Source organism: Acinetobacter sp. WCHA29 (assembly GCF_002165335.1).
GTDB lineage: Bacteria > Pseudomonadota > Gammaproteobacteria > Pseudomonadales > Moraxellaceae > Acinetobacter.
Map to the genome: position 1 here is coordinate 33831 of NZ_NHRQ01000017.1, position 22483 is coordinate 56313.

Annotated in this window: 19 protein-coding genes and 3 pseudogenes; 15 read left to right on the forward strand and 7 right to left on the reverse strand. The window is 37.8% G+C overall.

Going from position 1 to position 22483, the window contains the following annotated elements; translation table 11 throughout:
• Positions 1–78 precede the first annotated feature (78 nt).
• The 3 genes from upp to CDG59_RS11235 all read left to right on the forward strand — a co-directional run bounded on the left by upp (position 79) and on the right by CDG59_RS11235 (position 1908).
• Positions 79–714, forward strand: a complete 636-nt coding sequence (upp, locus tag CDG59_RS11225) for a uracil phosphoribosyltransferase (protein WP_004663741.1) — start codon at positions 79–81, stop codon at positions 712–714.
• 117 nt (positions 715–831) lie between these two features.
• A complete protein-coding gene (locus CDG59_RS11230; protein ID WP_005158613.1) occupies positions 832–1125 on the forward strand; it encodes a cold shock domain-containing protein in 294 nt (97 codons plus the stop codon).
• Between the two features lie 81 nt (positions 1126–1206).
• The gene (locus CDG59_RS11235; RefSeq protein ID WP_087545397.1) at positions 1207–1908 is read left to right on the forward strand and encodes an excalibur calcium-binding domain-containing protein; all 702 of its coding nucleotides are present in this window, start codon (positions 1207–1209) and stop codon (positions 1906–1908) included.
• 16 nt (positions 1909–1924) lie between these two features.
• On the opposite strand, the gene gigC is transcribed toward CDG59_RS11235, so the two are convergent.
• Complete coding sequence (gigC, locus tag CDG59_RS11240) at positions 1925–2809, reverse strand: LysR family transcriptional regulator GigC (RefSeq protein ID WP_004914268.1); 885 nt, start codon at positions 2807–2809, stop codon at positions 1925–1927.
• 84 nt (positions 2810–2893) lie between these two features.
• On the opposite strand from gigC, the gene CDG59_RS11245 reads away from it, so the two are divergent.
• Positions 2894–3655, forward strand: coding sequence for a ferredoxin--NADP reductase (locus CDG59_RS11245; protein WP_087545398.1), 762 nt, complete (start codon positions 2894–2896; stop codon positions 3653–3655).
• Between the two features lie 20 nt (positions 3656–3675).
• On the opposite strand, the gene CDG59_RS11250 is transcribed toward CDG59_RS11245, so the two are convergent.
• Positions 3676–4098, reverse strand: a complete 423-nt coding sequence (locus CDG59_RS11250) for a hypothetical protein (RefSeq protein WP_016652946.1) — start codon at positions 4096–4098, stop codon at positions 3676–3678.
• Between the two features lie 206 nt (positions 4099–4304).
• Between CDG59_RS11250 and CDG59_RS11255 the strand changes: the two genes are divergently transcribed.
• From CDG59_RS11255 to CDG59_RS11265, 3 genes are all read left to right on the forward strand, one after another.
• On the forward strand, positions 4305–4505 hold the full coding sequence (locus CDG59_RS11255; protein WP_087545415.1) for a hypothetical protein: 201 nt from the start codon (positions 4305–4307) through the stop codon (positions 4503–4505).
• Positions 4506–4725: 220 nt separating this feature from the next.
• A complete protein-coding gene (locus tag CDG59_RS11260; protein ID WP_087545400.1) occupies positions 4726–6288 on the forward strand; it encodes a mechanosensitive ion channel in 1563 nt (520 codons plus the stop codon).
• A gap of 256 nt (positions 6289–6544) precedes the next feature.
• Positions 6545–6724 (forward strand): hypothetical protein, encoded by a 180-nt coding sequence (locus tag CDG59_RS11265; RefSeq protein WP_005158592.1) that lies wholly within the window; start codon positions 6545–6547, stop codon positions 6722–6724.
• Positions 6725–6759: 35 nt separating this feature from the next.
• Here the strand turns inward: CDG59_RS11265 and CDG59_RS11270 are convergent, their stop codons facing one another.
• Positions 6760–7956 (reverse strand): NAD(P)/FAD-dependent oxidoreductase, encoded by a 1197-nt coding sequence (locus CDG59_RS11270; RefSeq protein ID WP_087545402.1) that lies wholly within the window; start codon positions 7954–7956, stop codon positions 6760–6762.
• 371 nt (positions 7957–8327) lie between these two features.
• On the opposite strand from CDG59_RS11270, the gene CDG59_RS11275 reads away from it, so the two are divergent.
• The gene (locus CDG59_RS11275) at positions 8328–12440 is read left to right on the forward strand and encodes a DUF11 domain-containing protein (protein WP_087545404.1); all 4113 of its coding nucleotides are present in this window, start codon (positions 8328–8330) and stop codon (positions 12438–12440) included.
• 39 nt (positions 12441–12479) lie between these two features.
• On the opposite strand, the gene CDG59_RS11280 is transcribed toward CDG59_RS11275, so the two are convergent.
• Both CDG59_RS11280 and CDG59_RS11285 read right to left on the reverse strand, forming a co-directional pair.
• Positions 12480–13349, reverse strand: a complete 870-nt coding sequence (locus CDG59_RS11280) for a 1-aminocyclopropane-1-carboxylate deaminase/D-cysteine desulfhydrase (protein WP_087545406.1) — start codon at positions 13347–13349, stop codon at positions 12480–12482.
• A gap of 66 nt (positions 13350–13415) precedes the next feature.
• Positions 13416–13669, reverse strand: a pseudogene (locus CDG59_RS11285) (HlyD family secretion protein); the annotation flags it as partial.
• A gap of 100 nt (positions 13670–13769) precedes the next feature.
• Here CDG59_RS11285 and CDG59_RS11290 point away from each other — a divergent pair.
• From CDG59_RS11290 to CDG59_RS15130, 6 genes and pseudogenes are all read left to right on the forward strand, one after another.
• A pseudogene (locus CDG59_RS11290) lies at positions 13770–14006 on the forward strand (helix-turn-helix domain-containing protein); the annotation flags it as partial.
• A 1-nt stretch (position 14007) separates the two neighbouring features.
• Positions 14008–14325: pseudogene (locus tag CDG59_RS11295) on the forward strand (transposase); the annotation flags it as partial.
• Between the two features lie 236 nt (positions 14326–14561).
• Positions 14562–15929, forward strand: coding sequence for an MBOAT family O-acyltransferase (locus CDG59_RS11300; protein WP_319823160.1), 1368 nt, complete (start codon positions 14562–14564; stop codon positions 15927–15929).
• On the forward strand, positions 15916–16995 hold the full coding sequence (locus CDG59_RS11305) for a DUF459 domain-containing protein (protein ID WP_087545410.1): 1080 nt from the start codon (positions 15916–15918) through the stop codon (positions 16993–16995). Before CDG59_RS11300 ends, CDG59_RS11305 begins: the two co-directional genes overlap by 14 nt.
• A gap of 25 nt (positions 16996–17020) precedes the next feature.
• Positions 17021–18292 (forward strand): SGNH/GDSL hydrolase family protein, encoded by a 1272-nt coding sequence (locus tag CDG59_RS11310; protein ID WP_087545411.1) that lies wholly within the window; start codon positions 17021–17023, stop codon positions 18290–18292.
• Positions 18293–18541: 249 nt separating this feature from the next.
• Complete coding sequence (locus tag CDG59_RS15130; RefSeq protein ID WP_413772671.1) at positions 18542–18679, forward strand: hypothetical protein; 138 nt, start codon at positions 18542–18544, stop codon at positions 18677–18679.
• Between the two features lie 46 nt (positions 18680–18725).
• Here the strand turns inward: CDG59_RS15130 and CDG59_RS11315 are convergent, their stop codons facing one another.
• The gene (locus tag CDG59_RS11315; RefSeq protein ID WP_087545413.1) at positions 18726–20348 is read right to left on the reverse strand and encodes an oleate hydratase; all 1623 of its coding nucleotides are present in this window, start codon (positions 20346–20348) and stop codon (positions 18726–18728) included.
• A 354-nt stretch (positions 20349–20702) separates the two neighbouring features.
• On the opposite strand from CDG59_RS11315, the gene CDG59_RS11320 reads away from it, so the two are divergent.
• A complete protein-coding gene (locus tag CDG59_RS11320) occupies positions 20703–21326 on the forward strand; it encodes a LysE family translocator (RefSeq protein WP_004663708.1) in 624 nt (207 codons plus the stop codon).
• Between the two features lie 60 nt (positions 21327–21386).
• Here the strand turns inward: CDG59_RS11320 and CDG59_RS11325 are convergent, their stop codons facing one another.
• Positions 21387–22352 (reverse strand): MBL fold metallo-hydrolase, encoded by a 966-nt coding sequence (locus tag CDG59_RS11325; RefSeq protein WP_087545414.1) that lies wholly within the window; start codon positions 22350–22352, stop codon positions 21387–21389.
• Positions 22353–22483 lie beyond the last annotated feature (131 nt).

Genomic DNA, 22483 nt, shown 5'->3' on the forward strand with positions numbered 1-22483 from the left:
ATTTGGGGGCTTTTTTTAATGAAGAGTAAAAAAACACTCTATAATACTCAAAGATTAATATTAGTTAGGTACTTACTCGTGTCGATTCAAGAAATTCGCCATCCGCTTATTCGTCATAAACTTGGTTTATTACGCCGTTCAGACATTAGCACAAAGAACTTCCGTGAATTGGCGCAAGAAGTCACGATGCTACTGACTTATGAAGCGACTAAGGATCTACCTGTTGTGGATCATGAAATTGATGGTTGGGCAGGTAAAGTTTCGACTCAACGTATCGCAGGTAAGAAAATTACCATTGTTCCTATCTTGCGTGCTGGAATTGGTATGCTTGAAGGCGTACTGAGCTTGATCCCAAGTGCCAAAGTGAGTGTATTGGGTTTAGAGCGTGATGAGGCGACTTTAGAGGTTCGTACTTACTATAAAAAATTAGTACCTGATGTTGCGAATCGCTTAGCGATGATTATTGATCCAATGCTGGCAACAGGAAATTCGTTAATTGCTGCAATTGATGTACTCAAGGCAAGTGGCTGTAAAGATATCCGTGTTATGGTCTTGGTTGCGGCACCTGAAGGTGTTGCAAAAGTAGAAGCTGCGCACCCTGACGTACGTATCTATACGGCATCGATTGACCAAGGTTTGAATGAGGATGGCTATATCGTTCCAGGTCTTGGTGATGCGGGTGATAAGATTTTTGGTAGTGTTCAAAAAGATTAATTTTTGAAAATATGCTTAAAACAGAGACTTAATCCAACCGTACTGTTTTCAGGAGAGGATTTAAAGTCTCTTTTTTTATATACTGAAATACAGTACTTGCAAAATTAGGTGAATGTCATGAAGAAAGAATTTTATCAGGGAAAAGTTAAACAATATAATCCAGACAAAGGGTTTGGTTTTATTGCAACTGCTGAAGGCGAGATCTTTTTTCATATTTCAGATTTTCCTGCATCGGAAGGTGAGCCGAAACGAAATGAAAAAGTAAAATTTGTAGCCCTAGAAAATAATGGAAAATTTAAAGCAGTACAAATTGAACGAGTAGATCCGAATCCTGCAAAAACTAAAAAAAATAAAATATTGGCTCATAATCAATCGATTACATCAGAATTGTTATCAAACTTTCGGCGTTAATCATATAGATAAAATATGGAGAGAATTTTTTGATCTCCATATTGATCTATTAGGCTTTGCAAATGAGAAAAGAAAATATGTTTGTTGAAGGTAAAATTAAAAAAATATAATTCAGAAAAAGGGTTTGGCTTTATAGCGCTTGAAGAGCAGGCAGATATCTTCTTTCATATTACCGATTTTCCCACAGCAGGCGGTGAGCCAAAAGTCGGCGAATTACTTAAATTTCTTATTGTGCAAGATAAAGATAAATTTAAAGCAGCAAATATTGTTCGGTTAGATTTAAAGAGCTCTCATCCTTCTAGTCATTTTTCCTCTAATTCTGAGATCTCTTCTAATGCAATTTTACCAAATAATGCTCAATCTAGTTCTAAAAAGAGAATGATCGTTACGGTCATTGGTTTAATGATGATTGCGGTTTTAGCAGTTTTGGTCTTTAACAAATATCAGTCTTATCAACAGTCACAAAGGTTAAAAACAGCACAGCTGATTGCAGAGCAGAAGAAAATTGTGCAACAGCAACGAGATGCTTTGGGTGAACTGCCAGAAATTAAATTATCTCAAAAGACAGAAAACGCTTTGCAAGCCTCAACATCTGTTCCTGTCATGAATAACCAATCACAACAATTGACAGCGAATCAGACTCAATTTAAATGTGATGGACGCCAACATTGTTCGCAAATGAGATCACGTGAAGAAGCAGAGTTCTTTGTGCGCAATTGTCCTAATACCAAAATGGATGGTGATAATGATGGTGAACCGTGTGAGAATGATTCGAGATGGTAAATTAAAAAGATCAGATTTAAATCTGATCTTCACAAAATTGTAGAAAGGCTTTTAATCCTGGCCCCTGATATTTTTGGCGGTGTACCAGCATATAAAGTGGTCTTGTCAGTTGCCAGAACGGTGTGTCAAGGATGACCAATTGACCTTTTTCAGCTAAAGGCTCAATCGCCAATCTTGATACACAAGACATTCCAAGCCCACCCGCTACAATTTTTAAAATTGCTTCGTTATGACCCAAGGTCAAACGAATATTCGCATCAGGAACATCTTGTAAAATTGCATTGTCAAAAACTTCACGTGTACCAGAGCCTTCTTCACGTAAAATCCATTCAACATTTAGAAAGTCAGCAGGGCTTAATGCACGTTGAATTTGAGCAAGAGGATGTGAAGGTGCACAGCAAACGGCTAATTCATCATCACGCCAGTGAATACACTGTAATTGTGGCAAATGACAAGAGCCTTCAATTAAAGCCAAATCTAACTGAAATTGGTTGACTGCTTCAATCATTTGACGAGTATTACCCACTTGTAATTGTAAGTGTGCTTGTGGGTGTTTTTGTAAGAAATCAGCCATTAAATCAGGCATTAAGTAGTCGCTGATTGTGAGCGTTGCTCCCAATCTAAGGTCAATACTTTGTAATTCACCTTTGGCTGCTTGCTCAAAAGATTCACAGCGACCTAATATTTCTAATGCTTGTGGCAATAAAAAACGCCCCAAATCATTCAGTTGTAAACGCTTGCCTAAACGGTCAAATAAAGGCGCACCTAAGCCATCTTCTAAATCAGCCAAAGCCATACTTGCTGCACTTTGTGTCAGTCTGACAGCATCACTCGCTTTGGTTACTGTTCCTTCTTGTGCAACCGCCACGAAAACAGCCAATTGGCGTAAGGTCATGCGCATGTTAAATAGCCTTAATGTTTTGAGTATCCATCAATTATTCGATCATGCTAACATGAGCCTACTGTTTCGTGCCACGTTCAAATCATGTCAATTGAAAAATTTAGCGTAGAAAAAGTTCTATCTGTTCATCGTTGGGCTCACAATCTTTTTAGTTTCACCATGACCCGACCTGCTCATTTTAAATTTACAGCAGGGCAGTTTGCGCGAATTGGTTTAATGGTTGGCGGTGAGCTAGTTGTAAGAGCTTATTCTGTTGTTTCTTCGCCCTTTGATGAAACTTTAGAATTCTTTTCGATTGTTGTTCCCGATGGTGCATTTACGTCAAATTTGCAACACCTTAAAGTTGGTGATGAACTTTATTTAGATAAAATATCTTATGGTTATTTGACTTTGGCAAGATATCAACAACCTTTACCGCAAGATCTTTGGCTATTGGGGACTGGTACTGGACTTGCACCATTTCTATGCATGTTACAAGACTTTGAAACTTGGAATAAATATAAACATATTCATCTAGTTTATAGCGTTCGCACAGAGTCTGAGTTGGCTTATGTGGAACGTATTGAAGAAATCGCAGCATCATTTGGTGAAGGGCATTCTGGATTTAAATTCATTCCAATTGTTACCCGTGATCCTAAAGCCGCATTACATGATCGACTCCCAATTTTAATTGGTAATGGCGAATTAGAAAAAGCAGCAGGATTAGCTTTGAACCCTGCCAGTAGTCATGTGATGTTGTGTGGTAATCCTCAGATGGTTGAGGATACAAAAGAGGCACTTAAACAACGAGGTTTAACGATGAATCGTCGTGGTGAAGGTAATATTGCAGTAGAGAATTATTGGTAGTCGTATGGTATGGATATGTCTTAATGTACAAACATATCCATAAATTCACGGATCTCTTGAATGGCAGTATCGACATCAGTGTTTAGCCATGTCGGTTCAAAAATACCGATATAATGTTCTAAACGGTCTTGAGGAACAACAAGGCGAACAGGGCAATCTTCTTCGAGTAGGCGCCAAGGTAAAATAGGCACTTCATTGTCTAAAAAAGGTTGTACATTTCGAATATCGATAATCATTGCATTTACACAATCAGGTAAAGGCATGACGGAGAATTCTTCAGTGCGACGACGGAAGTATTCTAAATCTCCCCACTTTAAGATATAGCTTGGCTTATTAAACTCAATAATTCCTATTAAATGTTCATCACGTGTGTGATGTAAAAAACATTGATGAGTAACATCCGTGTCTAAATCAAGAGAAACACTTTGTTGACTATAGGACATAAAGCAAAACATATGAGAAACGAAGCCGACTAGTATAGCTTATTTTTAGCGTATTCTAAAACCGACTATATTTTAAACAAAAAAATAAATAAAAAAAGTAGAGTTCTGCAAACACAGCAACGATAGTCCGAAGCTTTTTCACACAATGCAACATTGAGTATTGCTAAGATAAAAGCCTAACAAATAAAAGGATGAGGGCTGCTATGATGCATGATTTTAGTAAGCCACAACCTCATGTGGCGAGTCGAGAGGAAATTGCAAAGAAAAGGAAACTACCCGTTTATATATTGATCATTGTGGGGGGTTTCCTAATTGCACTTCTTGTTTATATGGTCGCGGATCATTCAGCGAATCCAACTGCTCAAGTGATGATATCAAATCTGCAGTCTGTACTTCTGAATGCTTAGTGGCTTTGACCAAAACAATTTATCTAAAAGCTCATTAGTGTGAACTAATGGGCTTTTTGCAAAATTATGAGTGCTTTTTGTTGTATTAGTGATGCTGTCGATTGATTCAAAAATCGACAAAAACTAAGGTGATAAACATTCATAGTTTGTGTGTTTCAACATAAAACAGTGATGGGTGATTTATATCAAGATTTAAAAATACAAGATAAGGATAACTCGCATGAATGAATTTTTTAATGATCCCTCGCATCGAGGGGGATTTGATGCCATGTATTACTGGGATCAATTTCATCCAATTTTAGCGGCAATTTTGATCTTACTGGTGGGTTGGATTATTGCCTTAATCATTGCAGCAGGTGTAAAGCGGCTATTGCAAAAGGTTGGTACCAATCACAAGTTATCTTCGGTAACTGGTCGTACGCCCAATATTGAAAACTTGGTTTCTAAATTGGTGTTTTGGTTTGTTATGATTCTCGCTGTGGTTGGCTCACTCAATGTTTTAAATATTAGTGGTGTAAGTGACCCGTTTAGCAATATGGTAGGACGAGTACTTGCTTATATACCAAACTTATTTGCAGCCGTTGCAGTAGGATTTATTGGTTGGATTGTGGCGCGTTTGGTACGTGCTGGATTGACCAATGTATTATCTAGAACAGAATTAGATGAGAAGCTAAGCAGTGAAGTTGGTATTAACGCTTTAAGTAGTAATATCGCAGAAATTTTTTACTGGTTGGTTTTATTACTATTTCTACCAATTGTGCTGTCTATTTTAGGTTTAACAGGACTGCTGATTCCTGTACAAAACATGGTAAATGAAGCGATTGCTTATCTGCCTAATTTGTTTATTGCGGGTGTGATCCTTTTTGTAGGTTATATTCTCGCCAAGATTGTGCGCGGTATTGTCGAGGGATTAGGTAATAGCTTGGGATTACAAACGCAAGCTGAAAAAGTAGGATTATTTAAAAACTCAAATATATCGAAATTTTTAGGCTCATTTGTGTTTGCAATTATTGTCATCACAGCGTTGATTGTGGCATTTGAAGCTTTAGGAATCCAAGCGATTTCTCAACCGGCAACAGCGATGTTGAATGAAATTATGTATGCAATTCCACAAATTATTGCAGCTGGTTTAATTCTAATCGTTGCTTATATTGTTTCTCGTTTTGTTGGACGTTTGGTCGCTGAACTTATTTCAGGTGCGGGAATTGATGAAATTCCAATGAAGCTGGATGTGCAACGATTCCTTGGACAAACACGTATTTCTGATCTGATCGGTTATTTGATTGTATTTTTTACCATGTTGTTTGCAATCTCTGAAGCTGCGAACCGTCTTGGCTTAGAGCAAGTAAGTGTGCTGATTGCGATGTTTATTCAGTTTGGTGCAAGTATTTTATTGGGTGCAGTCATTTTGGTGATTGGATTCTGGCTCGCCAATGTCGTGGCTAATGTGGTACAACGTGGTGAATACAATAGTTCACGTTGGTTAGCAAACCTAGTTCGTATTTTAATTATGGGCTTAGTGATTGCGATGGGTCTAAAAGCTATGGGTATTGCGGATTCCATTGTGAATTTGGCTTTTGGTTTGACGCTTGGTTCAGTTGCAGTTGCTTTTGCCTTGGCATTTGGTTTAGGTGGTCGTCAACCTGCAGAACGCTTATTGACAGATTTATTAGATAAGGCAGAGAATGAAGCGAAACAGCCAAATCCGTTAGATAAAGAAATCACACCAAGTCATTCGGTACCACCAATAACACCACCGACCCCGCCTTATTCAGATGAATAGTAAAAATAATCTTTGATTTTTTGAACCAATTCGACCACTCTAAGCAGGGTGGTCGTTTTGTTTGTATAAGCATTATTGAGTTTTTATCTATATCGTGATTAGGGCATATTTTAGAAAAACGAGACCTAAAACTGACTTTTAGCGTACATATCACTGTAGTTTAATAGGATTAATCAAAAATTTGACCTGAAAAGCAATTCATTTATAGATAAAGTATCAATAGTCTCTAAATAAAAATTCTATAGAGGAGAGTGAAATGAAGAGGCCAAATCGCGTATTTGCACCGATTATTATTGCAGGTATTACTGTAGGTTTTTTGGCGAGTGCGTACAAATTTGTTGTTGCGAAATCAAATACGGCTAAAGAAAAACCAATTAAAAATACTCAAAAAGTATCTTCTACAGAAGCTGCTAACTCTTCAGATCATCATGCTTAGTGTTATTTAGCAATCGGCTTAATGTGTTAAGTGAACTAAACAAATTGAGCCGCTGCTTGAGCCGAAGACCATGCCCATTGGAAGTTATATCCTCCCAAATGACCTGTTACATCGAGTACTTCACCGATAAAATATAAGCCTTTCTGCTTTTTACTTTCCATGGTTTTTGAAGAAACTTCGCTAGTGTCTACGCCACCTAATGTGACTTCAGCAGTACGATATCCTTCAGTTCCAGATGGTTTAACAGAAAAGGCGTGCAATTGATCAGCAATTTGCTCTAGTTGTAAATCGCTAAAATTGCCAATCGCATTTTCACTTTGTTCCGCCCAAATTAGTTGTTGTAGCTCAAGCACGATACTTTTCGCCGTGAATTCACTGAGCAAAGTTCTGAGCAGAACTTTGGGTTGCGACTTTTTCTTTTCCTTAAAGAATTGAACTAAATCTTGGCTCGGGAAAAAATCAATTTTAAAGCTTTCACCCACATGCCAATAATTTGAGAGCTGTAATGAACTTGGTCCACTTAAGCCTCGATGAGTAAACAACAAAGCTTCAGTAAATTGATGGCGATCATTTACCAGTGTTGCATCTAAAGCATTACCACTTAAGCGTGTTGTGACTTCTTTAAAATGGTCTGAAAAGGTGAAGGGGACTAGACCTGCACGGGTAGGAAAAACATGGTGTCCAAACTGTTGAGCAAGTTCATATCCAAAACCAGAGCCACCTAAAGTTGGAATAGATAAGCCACCAGTCGCCACAACGAGAGATTCACAGTGATAAGTGCCTTGATTGGTTTCAATGATAAAACCTGAATCTGTTTGTGCTGTTATGCTTTGTACTTCGCAATGGGTCTGAATCTGAACCCGTTTCGCTTTATTGCACTCTGCAAGTAAAAGTTCGAGGATTTCTTTTGCGCCTTTGATTGTAAATAGCTGACCGTGTTTACGTTCTTCATATTCAATACCATATTCGCAGACCAAACCAATAAAATCCCAGTTGGTGTAACGAGTGAGTGCTGAAATAACAAAGTGTGGATTTTCAGAAATATAATTTGAAGGTTCAACATCTAGGTTAGTGAAGTTACACTTGCCACCACCAGACATTAGAATCTTTTTACCTACTTTATTGGCTTTTTCTAATACGACAACGGAACGTCCACGTTTACCAGCCTCTGCAGCCAACATCAAGCCTGATGCACCTGCACCTAAAACAACAACATCAACTTGATGGACCATGAGGATTACTCGGTAGATGAAAAGCGAGCGATTATAAAAGATTTAAGCGAAGTTTAGTACGCACAATTCATAATGCCCAAATTATTTGTAATCGATATGAAGATCTCTGTGGTTTACATTATTGGATACAAAAAATGTACAGTTTTTTAAAAATAATCTTTAGCGTAATAAAAAATGAGCATCTGCTGATGTAAAATAAAATTAAGATTTCAGTCTCTATTTGATATTAAATTTTGATATTTTTCAGATAATTTTGTTGTTTCTTGAGGCGGTCTGATGTTGTGGGGATGAATATGTAGAGGCATTCTTTTTGTTTTTTTAATAGCACTCTATAGCCAGTCAAAGCTACAAATTTATTTTTGGGGTGCGTTATGGTGGGTATGAAGGTTTTACAAATATTTGATTTGTTGAAATTACAGTGTACTTATTCTACAAAAATCAAGATCGCAATTTTATTGTGCATATTCAATATTTCTGTTGCAAATGCTGCTTATCAGCGTGGATACCTGAATTTAGGTTTTGAAACGCCGACCATTGCGACAGGAAGTAATGTTTGCCGTGTCTATATTAGTAGCACACGTGTACCTGGTTGGTTAACCACACACCCCTATGGAAATGAGGGCTTCAGTGGCACATGTTCAATCTCAACCAATGGTTCAGGGCAACTGATGGAAATGTGGGCTGGCTCAAGAAATATTGATGGTACCAATACAACCCCTACCAACACCATCAAAGCACGGGAAGGCAATCAATTTGTCGAGTTAAATGCAGATGCTGTTTCTACTATTTCTCAAAATATCTGTTTAGTGAATGGTGAGTCTGTATCTTGGAAATTTAGTCATAATGGGCGTAATACTGCTAACGATACGATGTTGTTGCGTGCTGGAGCTCAAACGATCACAACGGTATCGACAAATAAAACTGGGGATGGGCTAGTCACGAGTTGCATGTCAGGCACGTGTTCTGTATCCAGTGGTTCTGGATCAGGTGTAGGAGCGACAACGGGTTCTACAATTACACGTTGGGCAGACTATAGTGGAACATTTACCTATACAGGCGCAACAGGGCAAGTGCCAATGGGATTCCATTCGACTTCAGGAACAAGCACCAGCGGAAATTTTTTAGATGCGATACAAATTATTGTAAAACCCATTATTGAGTTTAGCTCAGCCAATTATGTTGTACCTGAAAATGGCGGTATAGTGCAGCCGCTTAAGGTTATTGTGGTCGGTGATGTACCGAGTGAGGGTATTTCATTAGTCTTTAATGTGAATGATGGCACAGCCCAATTAGGTGTCGATTATAAAATTAATGGTGGAGTTGCAAACACTTTTACCAAGACGATACCACAAGGCAATTACGGTGCGGGGACCCCTTATGTTCTTGAGGTTCCAGTCGAAATTATTAATGATTTGGTGAATGAAGTTGACGATACATTTAATGTAACCATCAATCAAAGTAACGATTTTCATATTATGTCATCAAATGATTGCGGAGCATCTGGTAACGGTGTCGCAAACTATGAAATTAAAGATGATGATCTGCCGACAGATATGGATTTGAAAGTGGAGAAGAAACAAAGAATAGGTACTTCTGGAAGCTTTGTAGCTGATTCATTGACGATGAATGTAGGAGATACCATTCAGTATCAATTGGTCATTAGTAATAAAGGTGAAAATGCAGTCAGTGACACGAGTCGTGCAAACTTCAGTGATGCAATACCAAGTAATTTCAATACACTTTCTATACTCAGCACAACGAAAGCAAATGGTGCGATCACTTGTAGTGCAAGCTTTACAGGCAATAATTTAAGTGGGCAGTTTAGTGGTCCCAAAGGTGCAACTTGTACGCTTATTATTCAAGCTAGAGCAAATAGCGCAGGGATCATCACCAATACTGCGACAGTGAGTGTACCATCTGCCAACACTGAAATTTTCCCATCTGATAATAGTAGTAGTGTGCAAGTTGCTATTGCAAAAGCTTTAATTACACTCACAAAATCAACAATAGGTGGCTTAGGTACTTTCGGTTTTACACTAACTGGTACAAGCCAAACTTCAGGTTCGATCACAACATTGACTCAGGGTGAAGAATATCAGGTTGATGGTGATACGACGCTGATTGGGGTGCAACCTTTTGTCGTCACAGGAACAGGTAGCATAACGATTAATGAAAGTAGTCTACCTACTGGCGGGGGATGGAGTTTAACAGGTGCCAGTTGTCGTAACACAGCGGGCAACTCTGTCGGTAGCCGATCAGGATCGGTTTATACTCTAACAGCAGCCGATATTAGCAATAATCCAAATTTAAACTGTAACTTTGTGAATACCAAACTTCCAACGGTAAAGATTCAGAAAATTTCTCAGGGAGGAACGGGAACATTCGATTTTGCGAATACTAATTTATCCAGTAATTCCAGTAATGTTGCGACAAGTTTACAAGGATCACCTAATATTGGAACGGGGACATCGCCTGTTTTAACGGTATTGAATAATGCAACAGATGTTGTTATTAGAGAGTCATCAATTGCGACGGGTTATGCACTAAAATCTGCGAGTTGTGTTGATTCAAATAGTTTGATTACAGGGAATATTGGTACATTTGGTAATTTCAGTACCGATAGAATCACGATTCCTTACACCTATTTAATTACTGGTGGTGCTGACATTACGTGTACTTTTATTAATAGTAAGCCTAGTTTAATTATTAAAAAAATTAGCCGTGGTGGATTGGGTAAGTTTGATTTTACTGGCAATAATGGTATCGCAAATCATTCAATTACGACCACAGCTCAAGATACTGAAACTGTGGGGGAAACACAGTATTTTACTACCCCAAATCCATCAACAGATGCTATTATTACTGAAACAAATATTCCAACAGGTTTCCGTCTAACCAATGCAGTTTGCACAGGATTGCCAGCCAGTTCAGTTACTGCGAATTATACCAATGCAACAGTTACATTAAATAAAAGTGGTATCGTTTCTGGCGCTGAAATCGTATGTACCTTAACCAATACGCTCACGACTTTAACATTGATAAAAAAATGGGATAACGCAGTCGCTGGTGATAGTGTAATCGTGAATAGTATTGGCTTGGATACCAATGCAACCACCGCAGTTTCGGTTGCTGATCAGACAGGGGCAAATAGCACTACTGGAACGCCTGTTGTGCTTATGCCGAATATGATTGGTAAAACTGCAACGATTCTTGAGTCATTTAGTAAAGGTGATGCTGCAGATTATAATAGTAGTTTACTTTGCACAGGCAACAACATCGCACTGAATGGCTTTAAGCTAACGATTCACAATGATGATGCTGCGATTATTTGTACTTTAACCAATAGTCGAAAAAAACTAGTCCTGATTACAGGGCGTATTTTTAACGATAATGGCGGAACGACCAATAATATCTTGAGTAATGCTTATAATGCCGTACAAGATGCAAATGAAATCGGCATTGCAGGGAGTCGTCTCAAACTTGCCAATTGTGCTGGTCTTGAGCTTAATTTTGTGACGATCAGTAATAGTAATGGAGAATATAGTTTTAAAGTTGAGGACAGCGTTCTAACCAATCCATTTTGTATCGTACAAACAAATTTGTCCGAATATAGTTCTGTCAGCGGAGCGAGTCCAACCGGAAGCTATAACCGAAGTACGGATACGATTTCACTCCCTAAAACAACAGCAACCAGTTATCCAAATAATAATTTTGGTGATGCAAATCTGAATATCGTACTGACTGAAGATGGGCAACACACCATAGCTTCTGGAGAGGTCACAGATTATCCACATCGTCTCAATTCACAAGCTCCAGTACAAATCACTCAGTTCAATCAGTTGTCTACCCAACAACCCAACAGTGCTAATGACCAAGTTTGGCAAGCTTTGGTTTATAAAGATACGAACTGTAATGGGAATGTAGATACTGATGAAACCGTATTTAATCCAACCGTAGCGAATCCATATACATTACAACCCAATGTAGATCTTTGTTTGGTTCAACGTGTTCATTCACCTACAAATGTCATGGCAGGTGCACAGCATGTTTCGACCTTAGAGGCAAGTTATAGTGTGATCTTGGCAAATCCAACACAGACAATTACGGGTCAATCAACTCAACGACAAGATGTCACATTGATTGGTAAAGCGGGTCTTAGCTTAACTAAAAAGGTACGCGCAGTTGCCAGTTGTCCTTCAACGTCGGCTGATCAAAACCAATTTGCTGTAACGAATCAAGCAAATAATGTCGACCATTTAGAATATGAAATCACTTATAAAAATAATAGTACCAAGCTGCTGAATAATGTGAAAATTAAGGATAGTTTACCTATAGCCACCAGTTTCGGAAGTATGAGTTGTAATTCAACACCGAATGGTAATAGTTGTAATATCAATCATGTTGGGGATTCATTGGAGTGGAACTTGATTGGGGTATTAAATCCCGCAGCGACAGGAACGGTGAGGTTTTGTGTAAATCAATAACATCCATCTAGGTTGAATGATAAAAATGATTTTGGTGATTTATGTTTTTAAACGGCCTTGTAGCCCACCTGTATGAATCGCCAAAATCCTTGTATTTGCTGGAAAGTGGTTATGTTGAATTAAATCGAACACCCCCATCATCATCTTAGCGGTATAAACCTGTTCTAAAGGAATTGCATATTGCTGTTCAAATTGCTGCATAAATTGTAGTAGTTCATCAGTAGTTTTCGCATAACCCCCACAACAATAGGCATCGGTTAATCTCCAATTGGTTTTAGTGGTCCACTGTTGAATATCGTGTTGTAAAAAATTCCCTTTTAATGCAGAAAAACCCACTATTTGTTGTTGATTTGAACTACTTTCAATCAGTCCTGCAATTGTTCCACCAGTTCCAACGGCACAGCAAATGACATCATAATTCTTTCGGTCATCTTCGCTCAGAATTTCCTGTGTTCCTTGCAGAGCAAGTGCATTCGTTCCACCTTCTGGAATAATAAAGGCTTGAGGATATTGCCGTTGTAATTGTTGTAAATACTCAACATCATGGCGTAGCCGATATTCGGCTCGGCTGACAAAATGCAGTTGCATGCCAAAATCTTGTGCTGTCTGTAGGGTAGGGTTTAAGTCTTTGGTCGCAAGTTCTTCACCACGAATTACACCAATGCTTTGAAAGCCAAAGCGTTGAGCTGCATAAGCCGTTGTTGCAATATGATTGGAGAATGCACCACCAAAAGTGAGGACTTGCGACAAACCTTGTTGTTGTGCAGCGAGTAAGTTGTATTTCAGCTTAAAAAATTTATTGCCTGAAATTTGAGGATGAATCAGATCCAAACGCTTAATGGTTAATTGAACCGAACTGCTAAGCGCTAATGTTTGATAGGGGATGGGAAAAGCAATGTGATCAAACATTTTCGAACAAGGGAAAGGAATTTGATCACATTGTAAATGGATTTGATTGAGAATGTCAGTCTTACATTAGGAGTCAGTATCTACAGAGCTAATCACAGACATACCTGGTCGTAATTTTTCAATGCCTTTTTGATTTGGATCAATCCAATCGCAATACGGACAGAAATCCGTTGTACCACTTTGGTGAAATTACCTGTCGCATTGTCAGGTTTGAGTACACTAAATTCTGAACCTGCGGCAGGGGAAATCTGCTCAACATGCCCCGTAAATTTTTGATGATTCATGGCATCAACAGTGAAGTAGGCTTTTTGACCAATTTTGGATAATAGTTGAAAAATCAATAATTACTCACACCCATTCTTAAGTTGATAAAAATAACGAATCATGCGAAAAGGTTTTTTAGTTAATAGATGTTCATACATGCCTCGAATTGTCTCTGTACCACTTAGTTTAGAACAGCGAGAACGACTCATTTTTCTGGCCAAACATGCAAAACATTGGCGTGAAAGACAACGTGCCCAAACTATTCTCTGGCTTTCCGAAGGTAAAAGTGTTGCGGAAGTTGCCACTCTACAAGAACGTATCCCAGAAACCATAAGGCTACAACGCCGACGTTGGAAATTGTATGAGTTTGAATCGATTAAAGAAGGTCATCGCTTGGTTTTATGCCTATTTAACTGGAATAGCTCAACAAGTAAAACAGACGTATAACCTTCCATTGGTTCTTACTGTTGATAATGCCTCGATTCATAGAAGTAAAAAGATGGCTGATTACAGAGAACTACTTAAAACTAACTTTTCGACGAATCTGTATTTTATTCCAGCTTATAGCCCTGAGTTAAATCGAATCGAGATGGTATGGAAGCAGATGAAATATGATTGGCGAGATTTTCAAGTCATGACAGCTGATAAAATAGAGCAATCGGTGCAGAAAGTATCAAACCAATTCGGAAAAGAATACATGTTTACTTTTTAATGACAGCTTATCTAAAATACTCATTCAACTTATTATAAAATCTAATAAATTTAATTTTTAAAATAATGTTATATTCGGGTAATTTTTTGTAACTGATTAAAATAATGTTTTCTTTTTTATCTATAGAATTTGCATTGTCGTTCATTCTATTTTTTGGTATTTATTGGCTATTTAGGAATAGGCCTCAAATTCAGAATCTGATTCTCGTTATTACAAGTTATTTGCTGGTATTTTTGATGGCTGGTGTGTTAGCTATCACCATTTTACTTATTTTTAGTTTGATAATTTATTTAATATCCATATTAATGGATCGCTATGTTTTACTTAAGAAAAAATTATTAATTTCCGGAATTGTAATAACATTAATTCAGCTAAGTATCTTTAAATATTACGATTTTTTTAAATCGATAGTTTCTGAATCTTTAGATAAACTTAATTTAGATAATTCAGGATTGGCAGCAAATTTAATTTTACCTTTAGGTATTTCCTATTACTCATTCCAAGCGATTAGTTATTTGGTTAGTCGTTATAGGAATGAAATAGATTGCCCTAGATTTAATTTAATTCAACTTTTAATGCATTTTTCATTCTTTGTAACTATAACAGCCGGCCCTATCGCTCGTGCTCAGAATGCAAAGGGGTTGACCGATATTAGTGGCCAGTCTTGTGGAATGAGTACACAGATAACGACGAACCAGCCCCGTAAAATTTTATTACCGAGCTTGGCTTTAATACTTCTGGTTTTAGCGTTAATAAAAAAATGGTGGATCGCAGGTTGGCTTGCGGATCAATGGGTAAATCCTGTATTCGCTAATCCAATGCAATATCATAGTTTGGAAATATTGGCTGCGATTTATGGTTATACCTTACAGCTATTTCTCGATTTCTCCGGCTACAGTGAAATGATGATCGCTTTTGGCCTGCTGTTGGGTTTTAGATTACCTGTAAACTTTAGAGCTCCGTTACTTGCCCACAACATCCGTGATTTTTGGGATAAATGGCATATCAGTTTGTCTACCTGGATCCGAGACCATATTTATATCCCGCTAGGGGGAAGCCGGGGTGGTTTCACACTAACCCAATTAAATCTAGTGATTGCAATGGTGTTATCAGGTATATGGCATGGTTCAGGATGGAATTTTTTTATCTGGGGATTGTTACACGGCTTAGCATTAGTACTGCTTAATATCTCAGATAAAATCTATCAAAAGGTCTTTAAAGTAGACATAAAACATGCACGTGATGCTTTTGCAAAATCAAGTTGGATAGGTAAAACCACGAGCGTATTTTTAACAATCACCTTTGTTAGTTTTTGCTTTGTTTTCTTTAGAGCCAAAACCTTTGAAGAGGCATTGCAAGTATTTAGAGCCTTATTGAGTAATTATATTAATGTCCAGTGGACTAGTAACCCATTATATTTACTTACTTTATTAACGATAGCCTGGGTGATTTACCCATTTGTTTATCGGGCATTAAGTAATTTAAGTTCATATCAACGAAAGATCCCAAGATATGCATTGCTAGTACCGCTCATCACTATTTTCATCACTATTATCATTTGTGCACCTTCTGGAATTCCTGGATTTATATATGCAAATTTCTAATGAATCAAAAATGCTAGAGCTTGAATATGAAATTAATGCTCAGGAATTTGGTCCAGCTGATGATCATGTTCAGAGTTATATTTTTATTCTGGTTACCCTGATTTTTTTTGCATTTTTATCAATTTGGATTATGCAAAATTCAGTCAATGCCTATTTTCAGCAGACTTATCATAGAGAAAGCCCTTTATCTAAGTTAGAAAAATTTGAAGTATGGACATTAGGTGGGCAGATTGGTGATCTTTTATATACGAAACATGACTTGAATAAAGCCATGATTGGTCAATTGAATACCGAGATCATAAGTCAATACAATCAGCATTATGCGTATACACCAGAATATCGCCAGTACTTAGTACAACTTGAAAAACAAGAAAAAATCAGATTGGCGAAAGAAGAACAAGCAAGGGCACATCAAGCCTTACTTGACCAATTTACCTTGACCAAAACTGACCAAGTTTTCTTTGCAGGTGACTCATTAATGCAGGGAGTTGCACCGCACGTGCAAAAGCATTTGCAAGAAAAATTTGATATTAAAACCATTAATTTAAGTAAACAGAGTACAGGCTTGTCGTACCCTAGCTTCTTCGATTGGCCTAAAACAATTCAAGATACTATTTCTGCAAATAAGCAAATTAAAGTTTTAGTCGTGTTTTTAGGAGCGAATGATCCTTGGGATATGCCAAACCCTAAAGGTGGAAGTTACCTTAAATTTCAATCGCCTGAATGGGAGACTGTCTATCGTTCTCGCATTTCTCAAATTATTCAAACAGCCAAAGAAAATCGAATTAGTGTGATGTGGTTGAGTCCACCAAACATGAAAAAAGATTCGTTGAATCAACAGATGGTATATTTAAATCGAGTCATTAGTGATGAAGTGAAAAAGCATCAGGCATTTTTTATTGATTCCAGACCATTACTCGGTGGAAAAAACGATATTTACAATGAATATGTTACTAAAAATGGAAATTCTATTAAAATGCGTAGTGCTGATGGAATCCATTTTTCAACAGATGGTCAGAAACTGATTGCACAAGTTATTTCAAGCCATCTAAAAATTATTCATTAAACTCAATAAAATACAGGTTAAGTCTATGTTGATTAAAAAGTCAGTTTATTTAGGTGTATTTTGCATTTTAACGATCGGATCACCAGTTTATGCTAGTAATTTGACCAATTTTAATGATCCTAATACCAACCAATTAATGACTGCTTTTAAAAATAAATCTGTTCATATTGTTCAATTCGGTGATTCCCATACAGCGGCTGATGTAATGACAGGTACGTTAAGGGCTCAATTACAAAACCGGTTAGGAAACGGTGGAATGGGGTGGGGAATGCCTATGTATTTTTCTGGGCAGCGTTTAGCCCGTTATGGGTACGATAACAATGGTTGGGAGCCAATCTCGAGCCGTCAGCAACGAGATCAAAATTATACTTTGGGGGGCTTAATCGCTACCCCTAAGTTTAATGGAGCAACTTTAACCATTAAATCAAAACAAAGTGAACTTTCGCAAAAAATCAAAGTAAATTTAAGGCAGGCTGCAACGGATGGTAAGTTTTTGGGCCGAGATGCACAAGGGCATCAATTTGAGATTGAAGCCCCAATCAAAAACAATACCTGGCAAACAGTCGAGTTTGTGGCACAGCTACCATTTACCATCACTGCTTCAAATGCAGAGCAATCAGCAATTGGGGGATGGTGGGCAAAAAATCAAAATGGTGGGGGTGCTGTTGTTTCAGCATTAGGAATTAATGGAGCAGAATTATCATATTGGAATCGCTGGAACGAGGGGTGGCAGCAAAATTTAAAGAGCATCTCGCCTGAATTGATTATTATTGCTTATGGAACAAACGAAGCATTTAACGACAATATTGATGTTGATAAGTATAAAAATTTATTAATTTCGAAAGTTGATCAGATTCGTGTAGCGAGTCCTGATACTGCCATTATGATTGTTTCAGCACCAGAAAGCTTAAAAAATATCGCGGGTCAATGTGGGATAAGACCAATTAAATTAACTGCGATTCAAAATGTGCAGTACCAAGTTGCACAGCAAAAGCATACTTTGTATTGGAATTGGCAACAAGCTATGGGGGGGGGATGTTCGATGAAATCTTGGATTAATCAAGGTTTAGGTCGAAAAGATGGGGTTCATTTTTCAGAAGCAGGTTATCAAAAATTAGGACAAGCATTGGCAGAGGACCTACTGTCTTTTGTAGGATTACAACAAAGTTATAACACTGCTACGAATACAGAAGTTAATGTGGCGAAATCTTCACAGCAGTATAAACCTTCAACAAATACAGGATATGCGAGTATTTGTTTGGAAGGAACTAAAGAGTGTAAAAGTATAAGCTTTTAACAATTGAATTATGATAGTTAGAAAAGAAAGGTTCGGATGAAAATATCAAAATCTATTTTATTGGTAAGTGTACTTACAATGACAACTGGGGTATTTGCGGAGGATTTCATTTTTGCAAATGGAATAAAAGTTACAGTAGGAGATTCTTTCAGTACTCTAAAAAAGTGATCCTAGACAGTATTGTGGGCAAGCAGCCCCTCTAAAGGCAGCATTGGTTGATGAAGTGTTGCCTATGATTTAACCCCGTCAATGGTTGAGCTTGTATCGATTCAAGCCAAACAACGTGATTTACAAAGCAAAGCATCAGAGCAGGTGCAACGATATTATCAAATCAAAGCCGATGGTTCTTTGAGCAGTGAAGTTGCTTATATCGTTTTATCAAAATAAGTTGAATAACCATAGGGCAGCAATTTACCCTATGGCTTTTTAAAATTTAATGAAAAACTGCTTCCAAAGCATTTAAGCCAACTTTAGGATCGAGTAAACCATTGTAAATCTCTGGAATTTCACGTTCGACACCTAAGAGCTGATAAATGGCAATCATGGCACAACGTACGGAATATTCCACCGTGAAAACCACATCATCTTCAAGCTCTACGAATTGACCTAAGAAAGCAAAGTTGACCGCATTTTCTGGAATGACCAATGGACGATCACCTGCTTTACGACATGCAAATAGGGCAGAGGCATAAGGCATCATTACTGTGGTAATGTCAGTATGTGCCAACACATGATCCAAAATGTCATCGAAACCAAGTTGATGAATCAACTCAATTAAAATCTCTTGACCCGTCGCTTCACTCATCGGTTTTTTAATGTAATCGCCGATATGGTCAATTTCAAAACCATAACCCCATAAGGTGAATTTACCTTCTGGTAAGTCAGCAAAATGCGGTTGAGCTGGAACGACCACAGATAGATGCCAACCAGATTCAAACCAAGTCATGAGTGCACCAGTACCCGGTTCATTTCCTGTGTAATCAATAATCCGTTTTAGCAGCACATCATCATGCATGGTGAGCGTAAAGGATTTCCATTTATGCTCATCAATGTTGCCATAGAAGGTCATTGGACGACCAAAATCAGGGGCTTTTTGAGCCAATGTTTCCCACAAACGCCAGCCATGATCTTGTCGATCACGAATCAGCTCAGGAACATCGAATTTATCGCCATAACGTGAATCAGCCGTAATCGAACCTAAAGTAAAGAGCGCAAGATCATGCTCACCCAGTTGAATTTGTTCAGTGCCTTCTGGAATGTTGACATAAAGTTGGGTTGCCTTACGTTCCTTCGTTTGGGCATCTTCGACAAAGTCTGCATCTGTGACATAACTACCGAAACGAACATCAACGCCTTGTTCCACCAACCAGCGTTGTAGAGGATGAATCATTGAATCATATTGATTGTATTTAGTTCGTTTCACACCTGCTAAGGTATGGATGCGTGGTAATTCTTGAATGAAACGTAGAAAATAACGGCGTAATTCCGCTGCGCTATGCCATTTTTGAAAGGCAAACGTGGTTCGCCACATCCGCCAAAAATTACTTTGGAAAAATGCATCATCAAAAAACTCATCAATACGGCGACTACCGATACGATCTTCTTTTAATGCCAGTAGACGTAACATTTGAGCACGGTTGAGCGTTGATAATCCCAATTTTTGAGCTTCTGCAATAATATGATTTGAGTCGATCAAACGTGCTTGAGCATTGGTTTTAACTTGTTCGTTAAATTCACGACATTCTTCACGAACAGAAATGTCTGGATTTTCTAAAGATGGGATGCTTGAAAATAAATCCCAAGTACACAAATAAGTTTCATCAGTTAGCATACGTCCACCACGTGTGACCCATGCTTGGTTCGGATTAAGCGGATTATGTCCACCATCCATCGAACCACCAGAAACATTTAATTCTTCTAAAATATGGATATGTTCGGCTGGCACTTTAGCATCACGAATCGCAAAAGCAGCAGCAGCCATACCAGCTATGCCTCCACCTACAATCCAAAGATGTGATTTAGAGCGGTCTAATGTTTTCAGTCTTTTATTTTGCATCTGATGTGCCTCGGTTGTAGTTCTAAAGAAAATTAAAGCATAATTTTATTATGGGATTATGTGTTTTAAAAATATATGAAAGTTCTGCTAAAAATCGATGATAAATTATTATCAGAAAAAAACTTTAATAGAAAAAATGGATGCACAATAAAATTTTACTATTCATATGCTATGTTTTAACTGTTTGATATTGAAATTAAATTGAGTTTTTACTCTATTTTTGGTTTTTTACTAAATATCAAATTGCTTGAAAAATCCTTAAATTTATAAACAGAAATCAAAAAAATATATCTTCTATTATGGTTTTTTAAGTAAAATAAATAGTTGAAAATTATTCTAATCTTGAGGTCTATCTTGGAATCATTATTGATTTTAGGCTCTATTGCTTTGGCATTAATGTTGGGGGCAATTAGTCCCGGTCCTACATTTATTTATGTTGCCAAAAACTCAATTGCGATTTCACGTAAACATGGCTTATTTACTGCGCTTGGTACAGGCACGGGGGCAGCATTATTTGGTTTGCTTGCAGTGATGGGGCTACAAGCAATTTTGTTGGCTGTGCCTTCTGCCTATATCGCTTTGAAAGTTTTTGGTGGTCTGTACTTACTTTGGCTGGCGTATAAAATTATTAAACATGCCAAAGAACCCATGGAAGCTGTAAATGGTGCAGTCAAGACCATGAGTTATACGCAAGCATTTCGTTTAGGACTGATTACCCAACTCAGTAACCCTAAAATTGCGATTATCCTTGCCAGTATTTTTACCGCGTTATTGCCGAAAGAAATCCCAACGTATTTTTATGTGGTATTGCCGATGCTATGCTTTTTTATTGATGCAGGTTGGTATTCGCTAGTGGCTGTTGCATTGTCAGCAGAAGGTCCTCGCAAAGTGTATTTAAAATCTAAGGCTGTTTTTGATCGTATTGCAGGTGGGGTGATGACCTTGCTGGGATTGAAGTTAATCTTTGGAATGAAGTGATACCGTAAAAAAGCGACTATGGAAGTCGCTTTTTTATTGCCTAAAATCAGCTCATTTGTCTTAATCTTTAAAATGTACAGGAATCCATTGATAGCTCTTTCCATCTGCTGAATAAATATGTCCAATGCCGGGGAACGGTAAATGTGGAGCGGCAATGGTTTGTCCATTTTTAGCAAAATTTGCGAATTGCTTTAAACGTGTTTCAACTGCTTTTTTCGGGTCTATATCGTATTCAATTGCCGTTTCAGGTTTATCAAATTGCAGGGTATGTGAATGGACAATATCACCAATAAAGACGACAGATTCATCTTTGGTTTTTAGTGCATAACTAAAATGTCCCGGTGTATGTCCCGCCGTATTAATGACTTTAAAACCATGAATGTCATCACCGAGTTTATAGGTTTTAAAGCGTTGTTTGGCTTGGTAAGGCGCAATCGCTTGTTTAATTTTCTCAACCGTACCTGAGTAATTGGCTTGTTTTTCTTTCGGTAGTTTTGCTGCTTGTTTCGGATCTAACCAATATTTTGCTTCATCATCAGATACATAGACTGTCGCATTAGAGAAATTGGCAACGCCATCTTTACTGATTCCACAGACATGATCGGGATGTAGATGTGTGAGTAGAATGGTATCGACTTGTTCAGGTTGATAGCCTGATGCTTTTAGGTTCGTTAAAACTGAACCTAAATGAGCACCAAAACAACTAGCTGCACCGCTATCCACTAATACTAGAGATTTTCCTGTATTAACGAGGAAGGCATTGACTGAGGTTTGTACGCCTTTCTCTTGATCTGCATAGTATTTCTTTAAAATCTCGTGAACTTGTTGTGGTGATATATCTTTAAACAAGCTTGGTGACATGAAGTTTGTACCATCGAGCAGGGCAGTGATCTGTACGTCACCAGCTTGATATTGGTAGTAACCAGCGACTTGTTTTTGTAGGGAGATGGTGGATTCAGCAGCTTGGGTGAAGATGGCTGGTGTGCTTAGGGAGAGTATTAGAAAAATTGATTTGAGGGTTTTCATGGGGTTCTTATATGTTTTAAATGGATAGATTGTTTTTAGCATATCTTTAAAGAATAGACTTCCGTCATAAATCAAAAAACGTACAATTTATTTGATCTTAAATTAATCAGCAAAATTATTTAATTCAAGAG

Coding starts and splice junctions, on each gene's coding strand:
- CDG59_RS11270 (WP_087545402.1), bottom strand. CDS start 7,956: ATGGTCCATCAAGTTGATGTTGTTGTTTTAGGTGCAGGTGCATCAGGC.
- CDG59_RS11230 (WP_005158613.1), top strand. CDS start 832: ATGAAGAAAGAATTTTATCAGGGAAAAGTTAAACAATATAATCCAGAC.
- CDG59_RS11265 (WP_005158592.1), top strand. CDS start 6,545: ATGAAGAGGCCAAATCGCGTATTTGCACCGATTATTATTGCAGGTATT.
- CDG59_RS11325 (WP_087545414.1), bottom strand. CDS start 22,352: ATGAAAACCCTCAAATCAATTTTTCTAATACTCTCCCTAAGCACACCA.
- CDG59_RS11315 (WP_087545413.1), bottom strand. CDS start 20,348: ATGCAAAATAAAAGACTGAAAACATTAGACCGCTCTAAATCACATCTT.
- CDG59_RS11260 (WP_087545400.1), top strand. CDS start 4,726: ATGAATGAATTTTTTAATGATCCCTCGCATCGAGGGGGATTTGATGCC.
- CDG59_RS11280 (WP_087545406.1), bottom strand. CDS start 13,349: ATGTTTGATCACATTGCTTTTCCCATCCCCTATCAAACATTAGCGCTT.
- CDG59_RS11310 (WP_087545411.1), top strand. CDS start 17,021: ATGTTGATTAAAAAGTCAGTTTATTTAGGTGTATTTTGCATTTTAACG.
- CDG59_RS15130 (WP_413772671.1), top strand. CDS start 18,542: ATGGTTGAGCTTGTATCGATTCAAGCCAAACAACGTGATTTACAAAGC.
- CDG59_RS11300 (WP_319823160.1), top strand. CDS start 14,562: ATGGCTGGTGTGTTAGCTATCACCATTTTACTTATTTTTAGTTTGATA.
- CDG59_RS11305 (WP_087545410.1), top strand. CDS start 15,916: ATGCAAATTTCTAATGAATCAAAAATGCTAGAGCTTGAATATGAAATT.
- CDG59_RS11245 (WP_087545398.1), top strand. CDS start 2,894: ATGTCAATTGAAAAATTTAGCGTAGAAAAAGTTCTATCTGTTCATCGT.
- CDG59_RS11250 (WP_016652946.1), bottom strand. CDS start 4,098: ATGTCCTATAGTCAACAAAGTGTTTCTCTTGATTTAGACACGGATGTT.
- gigC (WP_004914268.1), bottom strand. CDS start 2,809: ATGCGCATGACCTTACGCCAATTGGCTGTTTTCGTGGCGGTTGCACAA.
- CDG59_RS11255 (WP_087545415.1), top strand. CDS start 4,305: ATGCATGATTTTAGTAAGCCACAACCTCATGTGGCGAGTCGAGAGGAA.
- CDG59_RS11275 (WP_087545404.1), top strand. CDS start 8,328: ATGGTGGGTATGAAGGTTTTACAAATATTTGATTTGTTGAAATTACAG.